Annotated in this window: 13 protein-coding genes; 5 read left to right on the forward strand and 8 right to left on the reverse strand. The window is 55.5% G+C overall.

Features of this window, described 5'->3' with window-relative positions; translation table 11 throughout:
- Positions 1–7 precede the first annotated feature (7 nt).
- The gene (locus tag EGK14_RS00835; protein ID WP_125287490.1) at positions 8–1,039 is read left to right on the forward strand and encodes a DUF1176 domain-containing protein; all 1,032 of its coding nucleotides are present in this window, start codon (positions 8–10) and stop codon (positions 1,037–1,039) included.
- 197 nt (positions 1,040–1,236) lie between these two features.
- Here the strand turns inward: EGK14_RS00835 and fucO are convergent, their stop codons facing one another.
- Positions 1,237–2,388, reverse strand: coding sequence for a lactaldehyde reductase (gene fucO / locus EGK14_RS00840; protein ID WP_125287491.1), 1,152 nt, complete (start codon positions 2,386–2,388; stop codon positions 1,237–1,239).
- A 204-nt stretch (positions 2,389–2,592) separates the two neighbouring features.
- Here fucO and EGK14_RS00845 point away from each other — a divergent pair, with 204 nt between their 5' ends.
- On the forward strand, positions 2,593–3,294 hold the full coding sequence (locus EGK14_RS00845; protein WP_233598408.1) for a tetratricopeptide repeat protein: 702 nt from the start codon (positions 2,593–2,595) through the stop codon (positions 3,292–3,294).
- Between the two features lie 9 nt (positions 3,295–3,303).
- Here the strand turns inward: EGK14_RS00845 and EGK14_RS00850 are convergent, their stop codons facing one another.
- The 4 genes from EGK14_RS00850 to opgB all read right to left on the reverse strand — a co-directional run bounded on the left by EGK14_RS00850 (position 3,304) and on the right by opgB (position 9,626).
- On the reverse strand, positions 3,304–4,233 hold the full coding sequence (locus EGK14_RS00850) for a hypothetical protein (RefSeq protein ID WP_125287179.1): 930 nt from the start codon (positions 4,231–4,233) through the stop codon (positions 3,304–3,306).
- Positions 4,234–4,303: 70 nt separating this feature from the next.
- Positions 4,304–5,491, reverse strand: a complete 1,188-nt coding sequence (ampH, locus tag EGK14_RS00855) for a D-alanyl-D-alanine-carboxypeptidase/endopeptidase AmpH (RefSeq protein ID WP_125287180.1) — start codon at positions 5,489–5,491, stop codon at positions 4,304–4,306.
- Positions 5,492–5,580: 89 nt separating this feature from the next.
- Positions 5,581–7,143: a methyl-accepting chemotaxis protein gene (locus EGK14_RS00860; RefSeq protein ID WP_125287181.1), complete on the reverse strand. Its 1,563-nt coding sequence runs from the start codon at positions 7,141–7,143 to the stop codon at positions 5,581–5,583.
- A 185-nt stretch (positions 7,144–7,328) separates the two neighbouring features.
- Positions 7,329–9,626 (reverse strand): phosphatidylglycerol--membrane-oligosaccharide glycerophosphotransferase, encoded by a 2,298-nt coding sequence (gene opgB / locus EGK14_RS00865; protein WP_125287182.1) that lies wholly within the window; start codon positions 9,624–9,626, stop codon positions 7,329–7,331.
- Positions 9,627–10,138: 512 nt separating this feature from the next.
- Between opgB and EGK14_RS00870 the strand changes: the two genes are divergently transcribed.
- Entirely contained in the window at positions 10,139–11,290 is a 1,152-nt protein-coding gene (locus EGK14_RS00870) for a porin (RefSeq protein WP_125287183.1), read from the forward strand.
- A 48-nt stretch (positions 11,291–11,338) separates the two neighbouring features.
- Here EGK14_RS00870 and EGK14_RS00875 read toward each other — a convergent pair whose 3' ends face one another.
- Positions 11,339–11,728: a tautomerase family protein gene (locus EGK14_RS00875; protein ID WP_125287184.1), complete on the reverse strand. Its 390-nt coding sequence runs from the start codon at positions 11,726–11,728 to the stop codon at positions 11,339–11,341.
- A gap of 120 nt (positions 11,729–11,848) precedes the next feature.
- On the opposite strand from EGK14_RS00875, the gene EGK14_RS00880 reads away from it, so the two are divergent.
- Both EGK14_RS00880 and mug read left to right on the forward strand, forming a co-directional pair.
- On the forward strand, positions 11,849–12,787 hold the full coding sequence (locus EGK14_RS00880; protein WP_125287185.1) for a LysR family transcriptional regulator: 939 nt from the start codon (positions 11,849–11,851) through the stop codon (positions 12,785–12,787).
- Positions 12,788–12,924: 137 nt separating this feature from the next.
- Complete coding sequence (gene mug / locus EGK14_RS00885; RefSeq protein ID WP_125287186.1) at positions 12,925–13,443, forward strand: G/U mismatch-specific DNA glycosylase; 519 nt, start codon at positions 12,925–12,927, stop codon at positions 13,441–13,443.
- Positions 13,444–13,605: 162 nt separating this feature from the next.
- Here mug and rpoD read toward each other — a convergent pair whose 3' ends face one another.
- Positions 13,606–15,450, reverse strand: coding sequence for an RNA polymerase sigma factor RpoD (gene rpoD / locus EGK14_RS00890; protein WP_125287187.1), 1,845 nt, complete (start codon positions 15,448–15,450; stop codon positions 13,606–13,608).
- Positions 15,451–15,711: 261 nt separating this feature from the next.
- The gene (gene dnaG, locus EGK14_RS00895) at positions 15,712–17,457 is read right to left on the reverse strand and encodes a DNA primase (RefSeq protein WP_125287188.1); all 1,746 of its coding nucleotides are present in this window, start codon (positions 17,455–17,457) and stop codon (positions 15,712–15,714) included.
- Between the last annotated feature and the right edge of the window lie 80 nt (positions 17,458–17,537).

Here is a 17,537-nt window from a genome sequence, read left to right on the forward strand (position 1 = left end):
TAAACCGATGTTTTTTGCGCTGGCGACGCTCTCCCTGTCGGCCCTGGCCAGCCAGAGCGGCGTAACCTTTGAACACAAAGACTGGGAAGTAGCCTGCGACAACACGCTGACCTGCCGCGTTGCGGGTTATGCCAGAGAAGACGATCCGTCCGGCTCCGTCTTGCTTACCCGTACCGCCGGCCCCGGAACGGTGCCGACGGGCGAGGTGACGCTGGCCGACGGCGCAGAAGACAGCGCGCCGGTACAAAAGCTGACGCTATGGATCGACGGGAAACCAGCGGGCGATCTCGTGGCGGCTGGCGAGAACTGGCGGCTGTCGGCCAGCCAGACGTCAGCGTTACTCGACGCCGTCAAAGGCAGCGGTAAAGTCGAATTTAAAGGCGGCGCGACGCCTTTTCTGCTTTCTGGCGAGGGCGCTTATGCCGTGCTGCTGAAAGCTGACGACGTACAGGGCCGCATCGGCACGCCTGGCGCGCTCACCAAAAAGGGCGATAAGCCGGAAAGCAGCGTGGCTCAGGCGGTGCCCGCGCCGGTTATTCAGGCAGCAAAAATCCGCAGCGGCGAGCCTCGTTCGCTGACCGCGCCAGAAATGGCCGCGCTGAAACCCCGACTGCTTGCGACGGTCAATCAAAATGACGATGACATGTGCGACAGCCTGGTTTCACCGGCCGAAAATACGCTCCCGGAAAACGACGGGCTTACCCTTACGCCACTGGATGACGGCCACGCTTTGCTTTCGGCGCTCTGCTGGCGCGCGGCTTATAACGAGGGGTATGGCTACTGGGTTATTGATAACCAACTAAAAGGCAAACCGGTGCTGGTGACCGTATCCGGCTCGGATTATGAAAAAGGCGTGATTACCTTTGTGCAGAGGGGCCGGGGTATTGCAGACTGCATGAGCCTGAAAAGCTGGGTGTGGGACGGCCAGGCTTTCCGCAAAAGCCGCGACGCCATGACCGGCATGTGCCGTTATATTCACGCTGGCGGCACCTGGGATCTGCCCACGCGGGTAACGGACGTGAAGCCTTTTTCGGGGTAGACCCTTTGTTAAAGCACTCAGGATCAAGCGTCTCAGCTTATTATCCCTTTTAGCGACATTCATTTCATTACTAATACCATGTAACGAATATAGATGAATGTGCTGCACGGGAGCTAAAGCGAATATTCGGCAGCGTTCCGGCAGGCGGCTTCACCGCCTGGGCAACATGCAGGCGCAGCGGCCTGCACAGGATGCGATCAATAGATTTTGCGGTAAAGGCTGGCGATATCGTCCAGCGTCGCTTGTCGTGGGTTGCCGCCGGTACAAACATCATCCAGCGCGGCCTGCGCCAGCGCCGGAATATCTTCTTCTTTCATGCCCACATCGCGCAGGCGGGCGGGAATGCCGACGTCGACAGAAAGCTGTCGGACGGCTTCTACAGCGGCTTCTCTTGCTTCGCTCAGGCTCATGCTGCACACCCTGGCGACGCCCATCGCACGGGCAATATCACGGTACTTCTCGCCGGTGAAATCGGCGTTCCACGCCATCACGTGCGGTAGGATAATGGCGTTAGCCACGCCGTGCGGCACGTTGTAGAACGCACCCAGCGGGTGCGCCATACCGTGCACCAGGCCCAGCCCGACGTTGGAAAAGCCCATGCCCGCCACGTACTGGCCCAGCGCCATATCCTCTACGCCCTGTTTGTCGCCAGCCACGGAAGCGCGCAGCGAGCGGTTGATAATCTGAATCGCCTTCAGATGCAGCGCGTCGGTTAGCTCCCAGGCGCCCTTAGTCGTGAAGCCTTCGATAGCGTGAGTCAGCGCATCGATCCCCGTGGCGGCCTTGAGCGAAGGCGGCATACTCGCCATCATGTCCGCGTCGATAATAGCGACGACCGGAATATCGTGCGGATCGATGCAGACAAACTTACGGCGATTTTCTTCGTCGGTAATCACGTAGTTGATGGTCACTTCCGCCGCCGTGCCTGCCGTGGTCGGGATGGCGATAATCGGCACGCAGGGGTTTTTGGTTTGGGCAAAGCCTTCCAGGCTACGAACATCGGCGAATTCAGGGTTGTTGATAATGATGCCGATAGCTTTTGCCGTATCCTGCGGCGAGCCGCCGCCGATAGCGATCAGATAGTCCGCCTGCGCGGCTTTAAACGCTTCTACGCCACGGGTGACGACATCAATAGTCGGGTTCGGTACCACTTCGTCATAAATGACGTAAGGAAGATGATGCCGATCCAGCAGCGCGGTGACCTTTTCGATTACGCCCGCTTTAAGCAGCGTTTTATCCGTAACCAGCAGCGCTTTTTTGAGGCTGCGCTGGCTGACCTCATGGACGATTTGCGAGACGGCGCCGGGACCGAACCAGGAGGTCTCATTCAGGATCATTCTTTGTAGCATCATCTTCTCCACTCGTTTCAAATTTTTTAAAATCACAAACGTTATTGTCACTGGCTGAAAATATGCGGAGGAATGTCCGGATGAGTATTGATTAAGATCAGGTAGCGTTGACTCTTCGCCTGACGGCGGCGGGCGTTTGGGTACTTATGTTCTCAGACAGGTCTGTTAAGCTGATGGCCTTTTCTTCAGTTTGAGGTCAGATTCATGTTACGGATTTTTATTGCCAGCACGCTGGGGCTTTTCTCGACAATCGCGGCCGCCGACGCGGATCATCCGGAAACAGACTGCGCGAAAATTAAAAATTATGCCGCCGCTGGCGATAAAGCCTATAAAGCAGCGCAATACGAAAAAGCGCGCGACAGCTATACGGAGCAGGTTGGCTGGAGCGAAACCTGTGAACTGCCGGATAGCCTTATCGCTACGGCCTATAATAACGTAGCGCTTACCTGGATCCGTCAGGGTGACTATCTGAAGGCTAAAGCCTGGCTGCTGATTGATGAGAAGGATGCCAAATCTCAATACAACCTGGCGTTAATCAAAAACAAAATCGCCTCGCTGCCCCAGCCAGCTACGCCCGTTGGCGAATATTGGGAATATGCGGGAAGAGGTATGTGGAACAGCTATGTCGTTTCTGCCGCAGGCAAAGAGTATAAAGTGAATTTCGATGGCGTCTGGGCGGGGCTGGCGGCGATGTATTACGGCCCCAACATCGGCAGCCTGGAGGGGAAAGCCGCCATTGTTAATGGTCGCGGCGTGCTTCGGCAGCGTGAAGGCGGCAACGACGAGTGGGGAAACTGCGACGTGACGCTAAAATTTACCCCGATGGCTCTGACAACCAGCGTAACCGGCGACTGCGGTTTTGGCCACAATGTCTCCGCCGCCGGTCATTATATGCGGGTTAACTGATCGCGCCCGCTATGGCTGTTTGCAGGCGTGAAGAGCAAGCTTCTTCAAATATTCTGCCGGTTTTTCGTTTGCGGCGGCGGCCTGCCTTTTGACCTCAGCAAACTCCTTATCGCTAAACTTAAGGGTTATCGAAGGCGGCTGAATACAGAGATAAAACAGCCCGCCTGTAAACAGGAGCACGCCCGCGGCAATGACCAGAAAACGAGCCGCTACGCTTTTTAAAGCATCCCGTGTTTCCGTTGCGTAATGCGAATGAGAAAACCAGACGAGCAGGTTGCTGAATACGATCAGGGCATAGGGTATTTTGAGCAGGTGAAGCCAGACGACGGCGTAGCCGTAGTAGTTATGGTCCTGCAAAAAAAGCGGCGTACTGAGTGTAAATAAACCGAGCGTCATGCCGATTAAAATCAGCAGGATGGGTGAAACAAGCTGATGGAGGCGCCGGATGATAACCCGTAAAAATGCGCTCAGCTTACGGCTTTCCTTCTTCAGGCCCAGCTGGATAACGACCAGCGAAAAGAGAAACCAAAAGAGGATATTAATCGTCAGCATCGGCATATGATCGGTCAGCAGTGTATTAAAGATAACCGAGCCAGCGTTGGGATTGAGCCACTCCGTCAACCACATTACAGCAGTAATCAGCAGACCTGCCGGAATAAAAAAAAGATAGTCGTAGCGGTTAATACCTTGCAGAACAAAAAGATGTAGAAGCGTTATGCCCTTTATTTTCTTAATGCCCGCTGAAAGCCGTTCTTTTTTCCTACACCACCAGCTGACTCCGGCCTCCGGGTGAGGGGGCTCACTATGGCTTTTTTGGCGTGCTTCTCGCGGCGTCCTGGGTTCCCTGGGCGTTCGTGGTTCACGAGGTTGGCGTGGTTCTCGGGGGCGCCTGGGTTCGCGTGGCTTCCTGCTCTTTTCCCGATCGGATGTTTCTTGCATAAAAATCCTTTTGCTCATACTGTCTGATAAGCGCGGCCGCGGGAAAACCCTCAGGCCGCGCAGCCTGACATTATTCGTTTTCCATAATGGATGCGGCCAGCTGCGCGCTGTCCGGCGTATTGCCGATTAATTCGGTCAGCAGGTTATTCACACCATCGCTCATCGGCGTGAAACGGGTCTGCGGCGAGCGCGTTACCACGATAAACACGCCGACGCTATAGCGCGGCACCATCGCCATATAGGTAATAAAGCCGCCGCCGCCGCCGGTTTTCTGGATAATGCCCGGCCGCCCGCCCTGCGGCGCCATATAAACCCAGCCCATACCCAGCGCGGAGGCTTTGCCCGGCACGTCCATTCCCTCGACGTTGGTCAGCTGGTCGCGCTGATAAATCATGGTCTGAATACGATCGGCCTGCGGCGAACGCGCCTGCAGATCGGAAGAGAGGAACTGCTGCATCCAGCGGCCCATATCCTCAGGCGTCGAATAGACGCCGCCGCTGCCGATAGCGGCCAGCGTATTGGTGCAGGGACTGGCGCCTTTTTCCGCGATCATCAGGCGCGAACACTGTTCGGGCGAGGGCGTAAAAGTTGTATCCTTCATGCCTAAGGGCCGCGTAATTTCACGCTGTAGCAGCGCCGGATAGGAGGTGCCTGCGGCGCGAGCCAGCGCATCGCCCAGCAGATCGAAAGCCAGATTGGAATAGGCAGCGCGGGTGCCCGGCGCGGCTTTCAGCTGCGCGCTTTTCAGCCAGCTCCAGCGCTGGCTGGCGGTTGGCCAGACGAAAACAGGCCGGTTCGGCTTGCCGCCGGGCTGCTCGCGTGGCAGACCGCTGGTATGCGTAGCCAGATTTATCAGGCGGATCGTCTGGCCTGCATAGGCCGGCACCGCGCTGCCCGGCGGCGCATATTTGCTTAGCGGATCGTCAAGCCGCACCACGCCTTTCTCCGCGAGCTTAACCAGCAGCTCGCTGGTCATCAGCTTGGTCAGCGAAGCGATACGGATAACGGACGTTTTCTGCGGTCTGACGCCGCTGCCGGGGCGCACCGAGCCGAGGCTGGTAAAGACGCGCTGGTTGGCGTCAATCGCCACCATCGCCATGCCGGTCGCCTTGGTGTTGTAGAAGATATTCTGCGCGTAGCGATCGACAATTTGCGAGGCCAGCAAAGGATCGGGAGAGGTTCTTGCGGCCAGCGCGCCGAGCGGAAAAAGGACGCAGAGCGCCAGCAGGTGGAGTGGTTTCAACGTGCGTATATCCATCGGGAACGGAAAAGTGCCCTTATACTAATCTTTTTCCTGAAGAGGAAAAAAGGGCGGCGGCCCTCTTTTTTACGGGCCGCCGTTAGCCATCAGGCCGCGCTATGGCTTACTTTAAAGATGCCGATGGCGCGGGAAAGCTGTTCAGCCTGTTCCTGCAGCGATTGCGCGGCGGCGGCGGATTCATTCACCAGCGAGGCGTTCTGCTGCGTAACCTGATCCATCTGGGTAATCGCCATATTGATCTCATCGATGCCGGTGCTCTGCTCGTGGCTGGCGATAGAGATTTCGCCCATGATTTCCGTCACGCTCTTCACGCTGGCCAGCACTTCTTCCATCGTGGTGCCCGCTTTGGCAACCTGCTTGCCGCCTTCGTCCACTTTATTGACGGAATCCTGGATCAGCTGCGCAATTTCTTTAGCGGCGGAGGCCGAACGCTGCGCCAGGTTGCGGACTTCCGAGGCGACAACGGCGAAGCCGCGACCCTGCTCGCCCGCGCGGGCGGCTTCCACGGCGGCGTTAAGCGCCAGGATATTGGTCTGGAAGGCGATGCCGTCAATCACGCTGATGATATCGACAATTTTCTTCGACGAGGTGTTGATCATCTCCATAGTACTGACGACCTGATTCACCGCCGAGCCGCTCTGCACCGCCACTTTAGAGGCCAGCGCGGCCAGCTCGTTAGCCTGACGAGCGTTGTCGGCGTTTTGCTTAACGGTAGAGGTCATCTGCTCCATTGCGGAAGCGGTTTCCTCCAGCGAGCTGGCCTGCTGCTCGGTACGGGAAGAAAGATCCATATTGCCCAGTGAAATTTCGCCGGATGCGGTAGCGATTAGCTCGGTGCCGGAGCGAACTTCGGTCACGATACGCAGCAGGTTTTCATTCATGGTTTTCAACGCCTGCATTAGCTGACCGGTTTCGTCTGTTGAATTTACGCGGATCAGCGTGCGCAGATCGCCCGCCGCCACGTTTTCAGCAATACGAACCGCTTCGCGCAGCGGGGCAACGATAGAGCGGGTCAGGAAATAGCCCAGCACGACCGCCAATAACGCCGCCAGCGTGGAGAAAATCAGCGTAATGCGGATTGCGGTAGCGCCATCGGCAACGGCGTTAGCGCCTTCCGCCTGCAGCTGTCCGGACTGTGAGTCGGCAAAACGCTTTACGATATCCAGATAGGCGGTTTGGGAAGGCGTCATTTTCATCAGCGCATAGTCGGCGGCGACATCCTGATTACCGGCGCGTATTAAAGTAAGCAGCTCGTTTTTGGCCGCTTCAAACTGCTGCGCTGCCTCTTTTACCGCCTGGATTTTCTTGATGCCGACTTCGGTTGTTTGCAGTTTGGCAATTTTGTCTATCGTGTCGTTGGTTTGCTGCGTCACGCTGTCCAGCTGGCCGTAACGCTTCTGGTTTTTCTCCGGATGCGAGGTCTCAATAACCATCCCGCGCAGATATTTAATCTGATCGTTAACCCCGTCGCGCGCGTCAAAAGCCAGCCTTACCTTGATATAACGATCGTTAATAATGCGATCCACCGCGCCGTTAATGCTGCCGATTTTTACAATAGCCGTTACGCTGACCACGATTAATAACAGTATTACCAGGGCAAACGCTGCGCCAAGGCGCACGCCGACTTTCAAGTTTTTTACAGAAATCATCCGGATTGTTCCTTGCTGTTTAAAAAAGAGTCACTGAGGAAACCTTTAGCATTACAGGGGCATTAAATCGGCAGCAGGCGTGAAAACTTGATGGCATTGTGAGCGAAATCGCGCATAAGACATGGATGGAAAAGAAAAAGAAAGCGGCGGGCTTCCCCGGCCAGGGCGGCCGGGGAGAGGGCAATTTACTGAACAGGCACGATTTTTAGACTAACCAGACCAATGCCAAGCTGGCGGGCGGTGAAACCGGCCACCGCGCCTTCGGCAGTGGTTTCCGGCACCGGCGCTCTGATAACCAGCGTGCGCTGCCGTGTCGGGTTGGACAGGCGGATGCTGACCGTACTGTCGCTATGGCTCAGGCGGAACCTCTGCTCGCTATCGCCAATTTTAACAACGAAGGGCCGCTGGCTATTGGCGCCAAACGCGCGGGCCGTCAGCAGCAGATCGAAGGTTTCCGGCAGCGGTTCCAGCCAGGTAAGGGTGACTTCCGGCAGCAGTCCGGCATCGGACCAGCGTCCGCCCCAGGGTTCGATATAGGAAAGGCCGGTGACCTTCTGCACCTGTTTGGGCAGGCCGGGCAGGGCAAACAGCAGCGTGTCGGAGGCATAGCGTAAATCCTCATCGGCAATGCGCAGCCGGGTCACGGTTTGCTGATAGCGCTCCTCGCTTTGCTGACCAATCTGGCGGAAGCCCACGCGGCCCTGCGTCACGCCGGGCTTGATCTCGCGGAGGGTCGGCGGTGAATTCAGCGTGCCGTCGGCAATGCATAACTGCCTGTTAAGCGCCAGTTTCTCATCCCAGACGTCGCCCATTTTAAAGCAGCTATCGATCCAGACGAACTTCTCATCCGGAGCAAAATTAGCCAGCTGTTGTTTTAGCGGCGGCGCCAGATAGACGTCGAACTTCGGCTCGATTTTTCCCGGTTTAACGGAGAGCAGCAGCGGCAGTTTGAAATGCACGCCGGCAAAGCTGAAGGTGTTGTTCACCGTGTCCGTTTTATAATCGGCAATTGCCTTCGGAAAATTCCATAGTTTGATCACGTCCGGCTTCCATTCGTTGATCTTCTCTTTGATATTCAGGTAAGTCGCGGCAAGAGAAGAGGAAGAAAGGCTGCTGCGTCCCAGGCCGATAAAGTTATCGCCGCCCAGCGCGTCCAGCACCGTCGCGCCGTTGTCCAGCGTGCTGCGCTTAACCGCAATGACTTTACCGTCGTCGTTATCGCCGCGCAGCATAAAGAAGAGATTGCTGCGGTCGTGCTGGTTAAGGAATTTCCAGGCGGTATTGTTCATTGCCAGGTGATCGGAGCTGACCACGATAATCGTATTTTTAAACCACGGCGTGGCGCGGATCCGCTCTATCAGATGCGCAATATGCTGCTGGCTGCAGGCGACGGCGGCGAAAGATTTGTTCTGCTTGCCTTCCCACAGATAGCTGTTGCGCTGGCAGCTGCGCGAAATAAAACCGTCAGGGTGGTGCGTATCCACCGTCAGGGCAAACAGCGAGAAAGGCCGTCCCTGCTGCGCCAGTTCAACATATTTATCGTAAACGCTATCCAGTACCGTATCGTCATACCAGCCCCAGTCGTTACGGTAGTTCGGATCTTTCACCACGCTTTTCAGTTCATTAAATCCATACAGATGGTCGAATCCGTGCGAGGAGAGGAACAGATCTTTACCGGCAAAGCTCAGGCTGGCGCCCTGGTAAAAGTAGTTCTGATAACCCGCCGCTTTCAGAATGTCGCCCAGGCAGACATTCTGCGGATAGAAGGTTGAAAGCGAGCTGGAGGCGTTGCCGTCGAAAGGCGCGAACAGCGGGATACCGCACTGCGAGGCAACCATTCCCGCAATCGTATATTCGGTGCCGGGCAGCTGCTGGGTGTTGCTGAAATCCAGCGAACCCGCTTTGACGGCGTTCAGTTCCGGTGCAAGATTGGGAAAGGCCTCTTCGTTAAAGTAGGTGCGCTCCAGGCTCTCGGCATAGATATAAACCAGATTTGGTTTATCGCCGCGTATCTGCGTGCCGGGCACTTTATAGTGCGCGTAAAAATCGGAGTCGCCTTTGCCCAGCTGCGATTTCAGCAGATTGGCCACCTGCTGGTAAGCGGGCGTGGTTTTGATCGAGGCGAGCGCCAGCATGATCGCCAGCAGGCCGCAAAGCTTGCTGCCGCTACGCTTTCGGCCGCGTCGTAAGATCCAGGCGAGCAGGGCGAACAGTACCAGCAGCGCCAGCACCATGCCTGCGGCAGGCAGCAAATATTTACCGATGCCCGCGCCGCTCAGGCTGTTGGTGAGAGTATAGATAACCGCGTCGTTAATGCCTTCGCCCGTAAAATAATTGCTGGCAAGCAGCGAAGCGTTCAGCACGATATAAATGCCCAGAAGCACGACAATGGCAGAAAAGCCCAGCCTGTTTTTTCCGGCTTTCCAGCTGTACAGCGCGGCGGAAGCGATAAAAAGAAGCAGTGAAAGTGATTCAGATCCCATTATTTTTTATATTCCCCGAAAAAGGCAGTCCTTGCCGGCATTAATCACCAATTTGTAGCGAATCTTCCAATTTAACGCAGCCGATTAAGGCTGGCAATAAGCGGCCAGGCGAGAAAAATGACCGCTGTCACGGGGATAAACTTTCGTTGAGGTTCTGTTTAACTTCGCGTTTAACGAGGGACAAGGACGCTAACCAGTCGTCACTGCTAAAAATAAATTAATTAAAGATTAAGGCCTTCGCTGCCGAAAACCTGGTCAGGCTCTCCAGCGTTATCGGCAAACAGGGACGCAGCGTCGCCAGGGGATGAGAAAACGTATCGCCCCGGGCGTTTATCGGTATGAGTTTTTAGCAATCCTAAAACAAAAATAGATAAGAGATTTTACAAAAGCCTTTTTTATCCGCTGTACTGCCGCGTTTACTCCCTATAATCGCGCGCAAAATCGGCTTTATGTGACGTTTTTTTGTTTTTTTCGTTCTCTCTTTTTTTAGCAATGCTTTACAGGGCTACATAATGTTAACAAAAATGCGCGTGTTAAGTCAGGCTGTCGGTCTGGCGCTGGTGATGGGCGGGGCGTCTTTTGCCGCAAACGCTGAAGTCACGTTGATCAAGCAGGATCCGCAGGCGGGCGATCCGCTGAGCCGTCTGAATTTCACCGTTGGCGGCAGTATCCGTCCCCAGTTCAATAACCTGACCGGCGACGACGGTAAAAATGCCTACAAGCGTAACGGCTTTGATGGCGCCAGCCGTTTCCGTTTCCTGGCCGATTACTACCTGTTTGACGACGTCAGCTGGGTAGGGTATTACGAGCTGGGCGTAAATATTCCGGCGCTGTTCGACTGGGACAACCATTATGCGGCCAAAGCGCATGACACCAGCCGCCGTATGCTTTACACCGGTTTCCAGAGCAAAACCTGGGGTAAACTGACCTTCGGTCAGCAGAACAGCGTGTATTACGATGTGGTCGGCGCGAAAACCGATATCTGGGACTACGACATGCTGGCGCAGGCGCCAGGCAACGGCATCAACGGCGACTACGACGGTTCTTACCGTTCACGCAAAATGCTGAAGTATAAAAACACCTTCGGTAACGCGGACGTGCTGGCTTCTTATCTGTTTGCCGATAACGAATATTTGCCGGGCGATGGCCTGCGCTACAAGCGTCAGGGCGGCGGCTCGCTGGGCGTGGATTATCATCTGAGCAAAGAGCTGACCTGGGGCGCGGCGTGGAACTATACCCGTGCAGATATGCGTAATCCGGGCACCGGCGCCGATAAAACCTGGAACCAGAACATTTACGGGACTTCCCTTAGCTGGAAGCCGGACCGCTGGACCTTCTCGCTTGGCGGCGGCTATTACCAGAACTATCTGCTGAGCAAGAAAAAAGGCGTGGATAACTACTTTGCTGGCGATGCGTGGGGTATTGAGTACCTTGCGGGCTATACCATCCCGGTTGGCAACTATGGCCTGAAAACCTTTATGCCATATGTGATGGGCGACCGTCTGGAATACGTTAACGATCGCGACTATCAGCGTATCGATAACGGCGTGGGGATCACCTTCCAGCTCGACTACGGTTTCCGCGTGGATTATGAACACGTCTTTACCTCAAGCAGCGATAACCTGGGCGATATGAACCTGGTGCGTCTGCGTTACGACTTCTGATCCTCGCTTTCCCCGGCTTTGGCCGGGGATTGTTTCACCGCCCACGCTTTACAGCTCGCCGGTCATATACTGCGCCACGCCGTTACCGAAGCTCCAGTCGCCTTTGCTGTTAGTAATAAAGCTGATCATAACGTCGGCCGGTGAAATACCGCAGCTCTCCTGCAGTTCACGACACAGCTCCGCCATAAAAAATTGCTTCTGTTCATCGCTGCGTGGGCTGGTAAACACCCGTACCATCACCAGGTTATCGCTGCGCGTCAGCCCCAGGCCGGTATCCTCAAACACCATCTGATAAGCCTTGTTCTCGTGAACAATCTGGTAGCGATCGCGCGCCGGTACTTTAAAAGCGGTCAGCACGGCGCGGTGTGCGGCATCCAGCAGCGTTTTCAGTTCCGACTCCGAGCGACCCTGAATTACGTCAAATTGCAGTAATGGCATGGTTTTCCCCTTGATATAGAGTGTAATGGCGCCTGTAGGGCAGGGGTTACTTTAGGGGCATTAGCGCGTGGGAAAAAGCGCTATAGTTGAAATGATTATTTATTATAGTGAACAATCTCGATGGCTATAAAAACCGATGCGTTATGGCTACATCTTTACTGGCTGACCGTGCTGGCGGAGCAGGGCAGCTTTACCCGCGCTGCCGAAAGGCTTGAGGTCAGCAAGGCCGCCATGAGCCAGAAAATCAAAGAGCTGGAGCAGCAGGCGGGCGTGCCGTTGGTAACCAGAACTACCCGCACCCTGCGGCTGACCAGCGCGGGCGAAAAGCTGGTTGAGGAGCTGCGCGCACCTTTCGCTCAGATAGAGCAGAGTTTTTTCAGCGTGCGCGATTCGGCCGGGCCGCTGCGGGGATTGATCCGCGTCACCGCGCCGGTCGCTTTTGCCCGACAGCAGCTGGTGCCGCATATCACCGCCTTCCTGAAAAAACATCCCCAGGTTCGTATACAGCTGGAAGTGTCCGATCGGTTGGTTTCCCTGGCCAGCGAAGGGTTCGACCTTGCCATTCGCCATAGCGATACGCTGCCCGATACACACGTAGCGCTACCGCTATGCGCCACGCGCGCGCTGGTTGTGGCGTCACCGATTTATCTGCGCCAGTACGGCCAACCGCAAACGCCGCAGGCGCTAAGCGAACATCAATGCCTCTACTATCCGCGCGGCACGGAAACGCCGCAGTGGACTTTTTGCCGGGAAAACAGCAGCGAAAAGGTGGTGGTTAACGTCAGCGGCCCGTTCGCGACCAATAACAGCGAATCGATAAGGGATGCCGCGCTGGAAGGGTTAGGCATCGCGCTGCTGCCTGATTTCAGCGCGCAGGGTGCCCTTGCCGACGGAAGACTGGTCGAGGTTTTGCCGCAGTGGCGAACGTCGGGCGCTTTTGCCGAACATCTTTACGTCGTCCGTCCCTGGGCTGCTCAGGTTCCACGGGCGGTAAGCGGATTCGTACACTGGCTGCGCGACGCTTTTGACCGCCAACGCAAAAGCGCCACGGCGTCGTAAGCTACCTTTAAAGCTATTGATCACGAAGATAAAGACGCGCAGGGCGGTCGCCCTGCAAGTGATGCCGCTTTATCAGCAGGAAGAGGCTGTGAAGCGCTGAGCTGGTTTACTCTTCCCTGAACGACAGGAGAAAAAGTATGGAAGCCGAGATACATGGTATCAACGATATTCTTGCGCCCGGCCTTGGCGTGATTTTTTGCGGGATCAATCCGGGAAAATCTTCTGCGCATACCGGGTTTCATTTTGCTCATCCCGGAAACCGCTTCTGGAAAACAATCTGGCAGGCGGGTTTCACCGAGCGTCAGCTAAAGCCGGAAGAGGAAAAGCGGCTACTGACCACGCGCTGCGGTATCACCATGCTGGTGGAAAGGCCCACCCGTGAGGCTACGGAGCTTTCCGCTACGGAGCTGCGCGACGGCGGCAAACTGTTGGTCGATAAGATCATGCGCTACCAGCCCGAGGCGCTGGCGGTATTAGGCAAGCAGGCCTATAAGCAGGCTTTTGGCGTCAGTAAGGTAGACTGGGGCAGGCAGCCACATAAGCTGGGTGAGACGGAAGTTTGGGTCTTGCCCAATCCCAGCGGGCTGAACCGCGCGTCGCAGGAAGAGCTGGTAGCGGCCTACAAAGAATTAGCGCTGGCTCTGGCCGCTCGTTAAGACGATTGGGAAAAACAGATCCAGTACCAGGTTCAGGCAATTGCACCAGCGGGGCAGATAAAGCGCGCTATATTGCGGGGGGCAGGATCTTTCTGTTTTGGACTGCCGGGCCACAGAAAAAAGCCCCGGCCTGGGCCGGGGCTTTTTGTCACGCAGGCTGGATTAATCGTCCAGGAAGCTGCGCAGCACTTCAGAGCGGCTTGGATGACGCAGCTTACGCAGCGCCTTGGCTTCAATCTGACGAATACGCTCACGGGTAACGTCAAACTGCTTACCGACTTCTTCCAGCGTATGGTCGGTGTTCATATCGATACCAAAACGCATACGCAGCACTTTCGCTTCGCGCGCCGTCAGGCCGGCCAGCACGTCGTGTGTTGCTGAACGCAGGCTTTCGGAGGTGGCGGAGTCCAGCGGCAGCTCCAGCGTGGTGTCTTCGATAAAATCGCCCAGATGCGAATCTTCATCATCACCGATCGGCGTCTCCATGGAGATAGGCTCTTTGGCGATCTTCAGTACCTTGCGGATTTTATCTTCTGGCATCAGCATCCGCTCGGCCAGCTCTTCCGGCGTCGGTTCGCGACCCATCTCCTGCAGCATCTGGCGAGAAATACGGTTGAGTTTGTTGATAGTCTCAATCATATGCACCGGAATACGGATGGTACGCGCCTGGTCCGCGATAGAGCGGGTGATAGCCTGACGGATCCACCAGGTAGCATAGGTAGAAAACTTATAGCCACGACGGTATTCAAACTTATCCACGGCTTTCATCAGGCCGATGTTGCCTTCCTGAATCAAATCCAGGAACTGCAGGCCGCGGTTGGTGTACTTTTTAGCGATAGAGATAACCAGACGCAGGTTAGCCTCGACCATCTCTTTTTTCGCACGACGCGCTTTCGCTTCGCCGATAGACATCCGACGGTTGATGTCTTTTACCTGTTCAATCGTCAGGCCGGTCTCTTCTTCAATCTGCGCCAGCTTCATCAGGCTGCGCTGAACGTCTTCCGACACGTCCTTGAGCTTCTCGGACCACGGTTTGTTCATTGCCAATGCGGCGTTGAACCAGGTTTCGCTGGTTTCATTGCCGGTGAACAGCGTGATGAAGTTCTTTTTCGGCATCTTACAGATTTCAACACACAGTTTCATGATAAGGCGTTCCTGAGTACGAACGCGATCCATCATGGTACGCATGTTGTTCACCAGGTAGTCAAACTGCTTCGGCACCAGGCGGAACTGTTTAAAGACGTCGGACAAGTTTTGGATCTCGCTGACGGCGTCGGCATGGCTGCGGCCTTTGGCCTTGATCACCGTACGCGTTTTTTCGTACTGCGTACGCAGCTCGGTGAATTTTTCCCGCGCCAGTTCCGGGTCGATGCTGTTGTCATCGTCAGCGGTGTCGTCGTCGGACTCTTCATCTTCGTCTTCGTCGTCGTCGCGCTCTTCTTCAGAGAGTTCGGAACCTACATGCGTTGCCGTAGGCGCAATCTCTTCTGCCGCGTTCGGATCGACAAAACCGGTGATCATGTCGGAAAGACGAGCTTCGCCGGCCTCGACGCGATCGTACTGCTCCAGCAGATAGGTGATAGCCTCCGGATATTCGGCAACGGAACACTGCACCTGGTTGATGCCGTCTTCGATACGCTTGGCGATGTCGATTTCGCCTTCACGCGTCAGCAGTTCAACGGTACCCATTTCGCGCATGTACATACGGACCGGATCGGTAGTCCGTCCGATTTCAGATTCAACGCTGGAGAGTACCTGAGCAGCCGCTTCGGCAGCATCTTCGTCCGTATCGCTGCTGTTTTCATTCAGCATCAGATCGTCGGCATCAGGCGCTTCTTCCACAACCTGTATGCCCATGTCGTTGATCATCTGGATGATGTCTTCGATCTGATCGGAGTCGACGATATCTTCCGGCAGATGGTCATTGACCTCGGCATAGGTCAGATAGCCTTGCTCCTTACCACGGGTGACAAGCAGCTTCAGCTGTGACTGCGGGTTTTGCTCCATAAGACGGTATCCACACTTCTGTTAAATTAGATTGGTGTTGGTCGGCTAAGTTTAAGCAGCCAACAATAACAGTGAGGGCGTTGGATTATTGCCGCTGCCCATCGTGGCGGCTGCCAGGCTCAACCTGGCGGATAGTCGGCACTTAAGCCGCGGATATGCTGACAGAAGCTTTTTCCTGCCGGTTTGTCTGCTGATAACGTTTAAACCGGCTGCGACGATATGCGCTTCATCATATTTTCATCGCCGCTGTTAATCCGTTTGTTACTGTTTTTTCAGGGCCTGGCTGAGCGTCCAGAATTCACGACGCTCTTCGGCATTCAGGCCGTGCGTGCGGTCACGCGCAATTAACTCTTCCAGCCTGCGCTCCAGCGCCGCATCATACATACTGGCCAGCGAGTCCTTGAACATGGTTTCCACTTCATCCTCAACTATCATGTGGTTCCATGTTGCCAGCGTTTCAAGGCTTTGGCTAAATTTTGTGCCGCGATAAAGTTCCAGTAACTGGCCGGTCGTCAGGCCAGGGTGCGCCACGCAAGTACTCACTAACTCTACGAATAGCGGGAACCCGGGAAGCTCCGAATTATTCAGCCCCTCCAACGAAGGGACCATCGTCGCCAGCTCCGGATTCTGGATCAGCAATCCAATCAGTATACGCATGGTTGTGCGTTTTAGCTGGGGCTGCTGGGGCAACTTCGCGCCTTCGCTTTGCTTTGGCAGCAGTTTTTCCAGCTGGCTATCGTCCAGAATGCCCAGTTTGTTGCCCAGTTCCTGACGCAGATAGATACGCAGCGTTTCCCCTGGTACCTGGCTAATCAGCGGCAGCGCCAGCGTACTCAGCTGTGCCCTGCCGTCCGGGGAACGCAGATCCACCTGCGGCATCAGCGTATCGAACAGGAAAGCGGAGAGCGGCATCGCCTGCTCCATCCGCGCCTCGAACGCGTCTTTTCCCTCTTTCCGCACCAGCGTATCGGGATCTTCGCCGTCCGGCAGAAACATAAAGCGTAGCTGACGTCCGTCATTCATGTAAGGCAATGCGGTTTCCAGCGCACGCCATGCCGCTTCCCGACCCGCTCTGTCGCCGTCGTAGCAGCAAATTACCGTATCGGTCGTGCGAAAAAGCAGTTGGATATGCTCGGGGGTGGTGGAAGTGCCGAGCGATGCAACCGCATAATCAATACCGAACTGCGCCAGCGCCACCACGTCCATGTAGCCTTCCACCACCAGAAGCTTAGCGGGTTCCGGATGTTTCTTTTGCGCTTCATACAGGCCGTACAGCTGGCGGCCTTTATGGAATATTTCGGTTTCCGGCGAGTTAAGGTATTTAGGGAGTGCATCGCCGACCACGCGGCCGCCAAACCCGATAACTCGTCCACGCTTATCGTGGATAGGAAACATAATGCGTTCACGAAAACGATCGTAGCTGCGTCCCTGATCGTTGGTGACCAGCATACCGGCATCGCTCAGAGACTGGCGATCTTCCTGACTGCGACCAAAACGTTTTAGCGCGTTATCCCAACCCGCAGGCGCAAAGCCAATCGAAAAGTGCCGGATAACATCGTCGCTAAGACCGCGTTTGGTAAGATAATCGCGCGCGCCAGCCGCCTGGTTCTGCGTAAGTGACTGCTGGTAGAAATCATTCAGGCTGCTCATCAGCTGATAAAGACTCTGGCGCTGATGGCGCTCTAACTGACTGGGGCCGGAACCGCTCTCATAGGGCACTTCGAGGCCATAAAGCGTTGCCAGTTCTTCAATGCTTTCGACGAACTCCAGCCGATCGTAGTTCATTAAAAAATCGATCGCGTTGCCGTGTGCGCCGCAGCCGAAGCAGTGGTAAAACTGTTTTTCACCGTTGACGGTAAAAGAGGGCGTCTTTTCGTTATGAAAGGGACAGCACGCGTGATAGTTCTTGCCCTGCTTCTTTAGCTTTACGCGCGCATCGATAAGATCCACGATGTCCGTGCGAGCCAGCAAGTCATTGATAAATACGCGTGGAATTCGTCCAGCCATAGGCCTATCAGCTCATAAACGAGAACAAGCCGCGCATTCCTTTCGGAAAGCACGGCCTTGTATACTACTACTGGTCTGTG

The sequence above is a fragment of the Erwinia sp. 198 genome (genome assembly GCF_003937915.1).
Classification (GTDB): domain Bacteria; phylum Pseudomonadota; class Gammaproteobacteria; order Enterobacterales; family Enterobacteriaceae; genus Erwinia; species Erwinia aeris.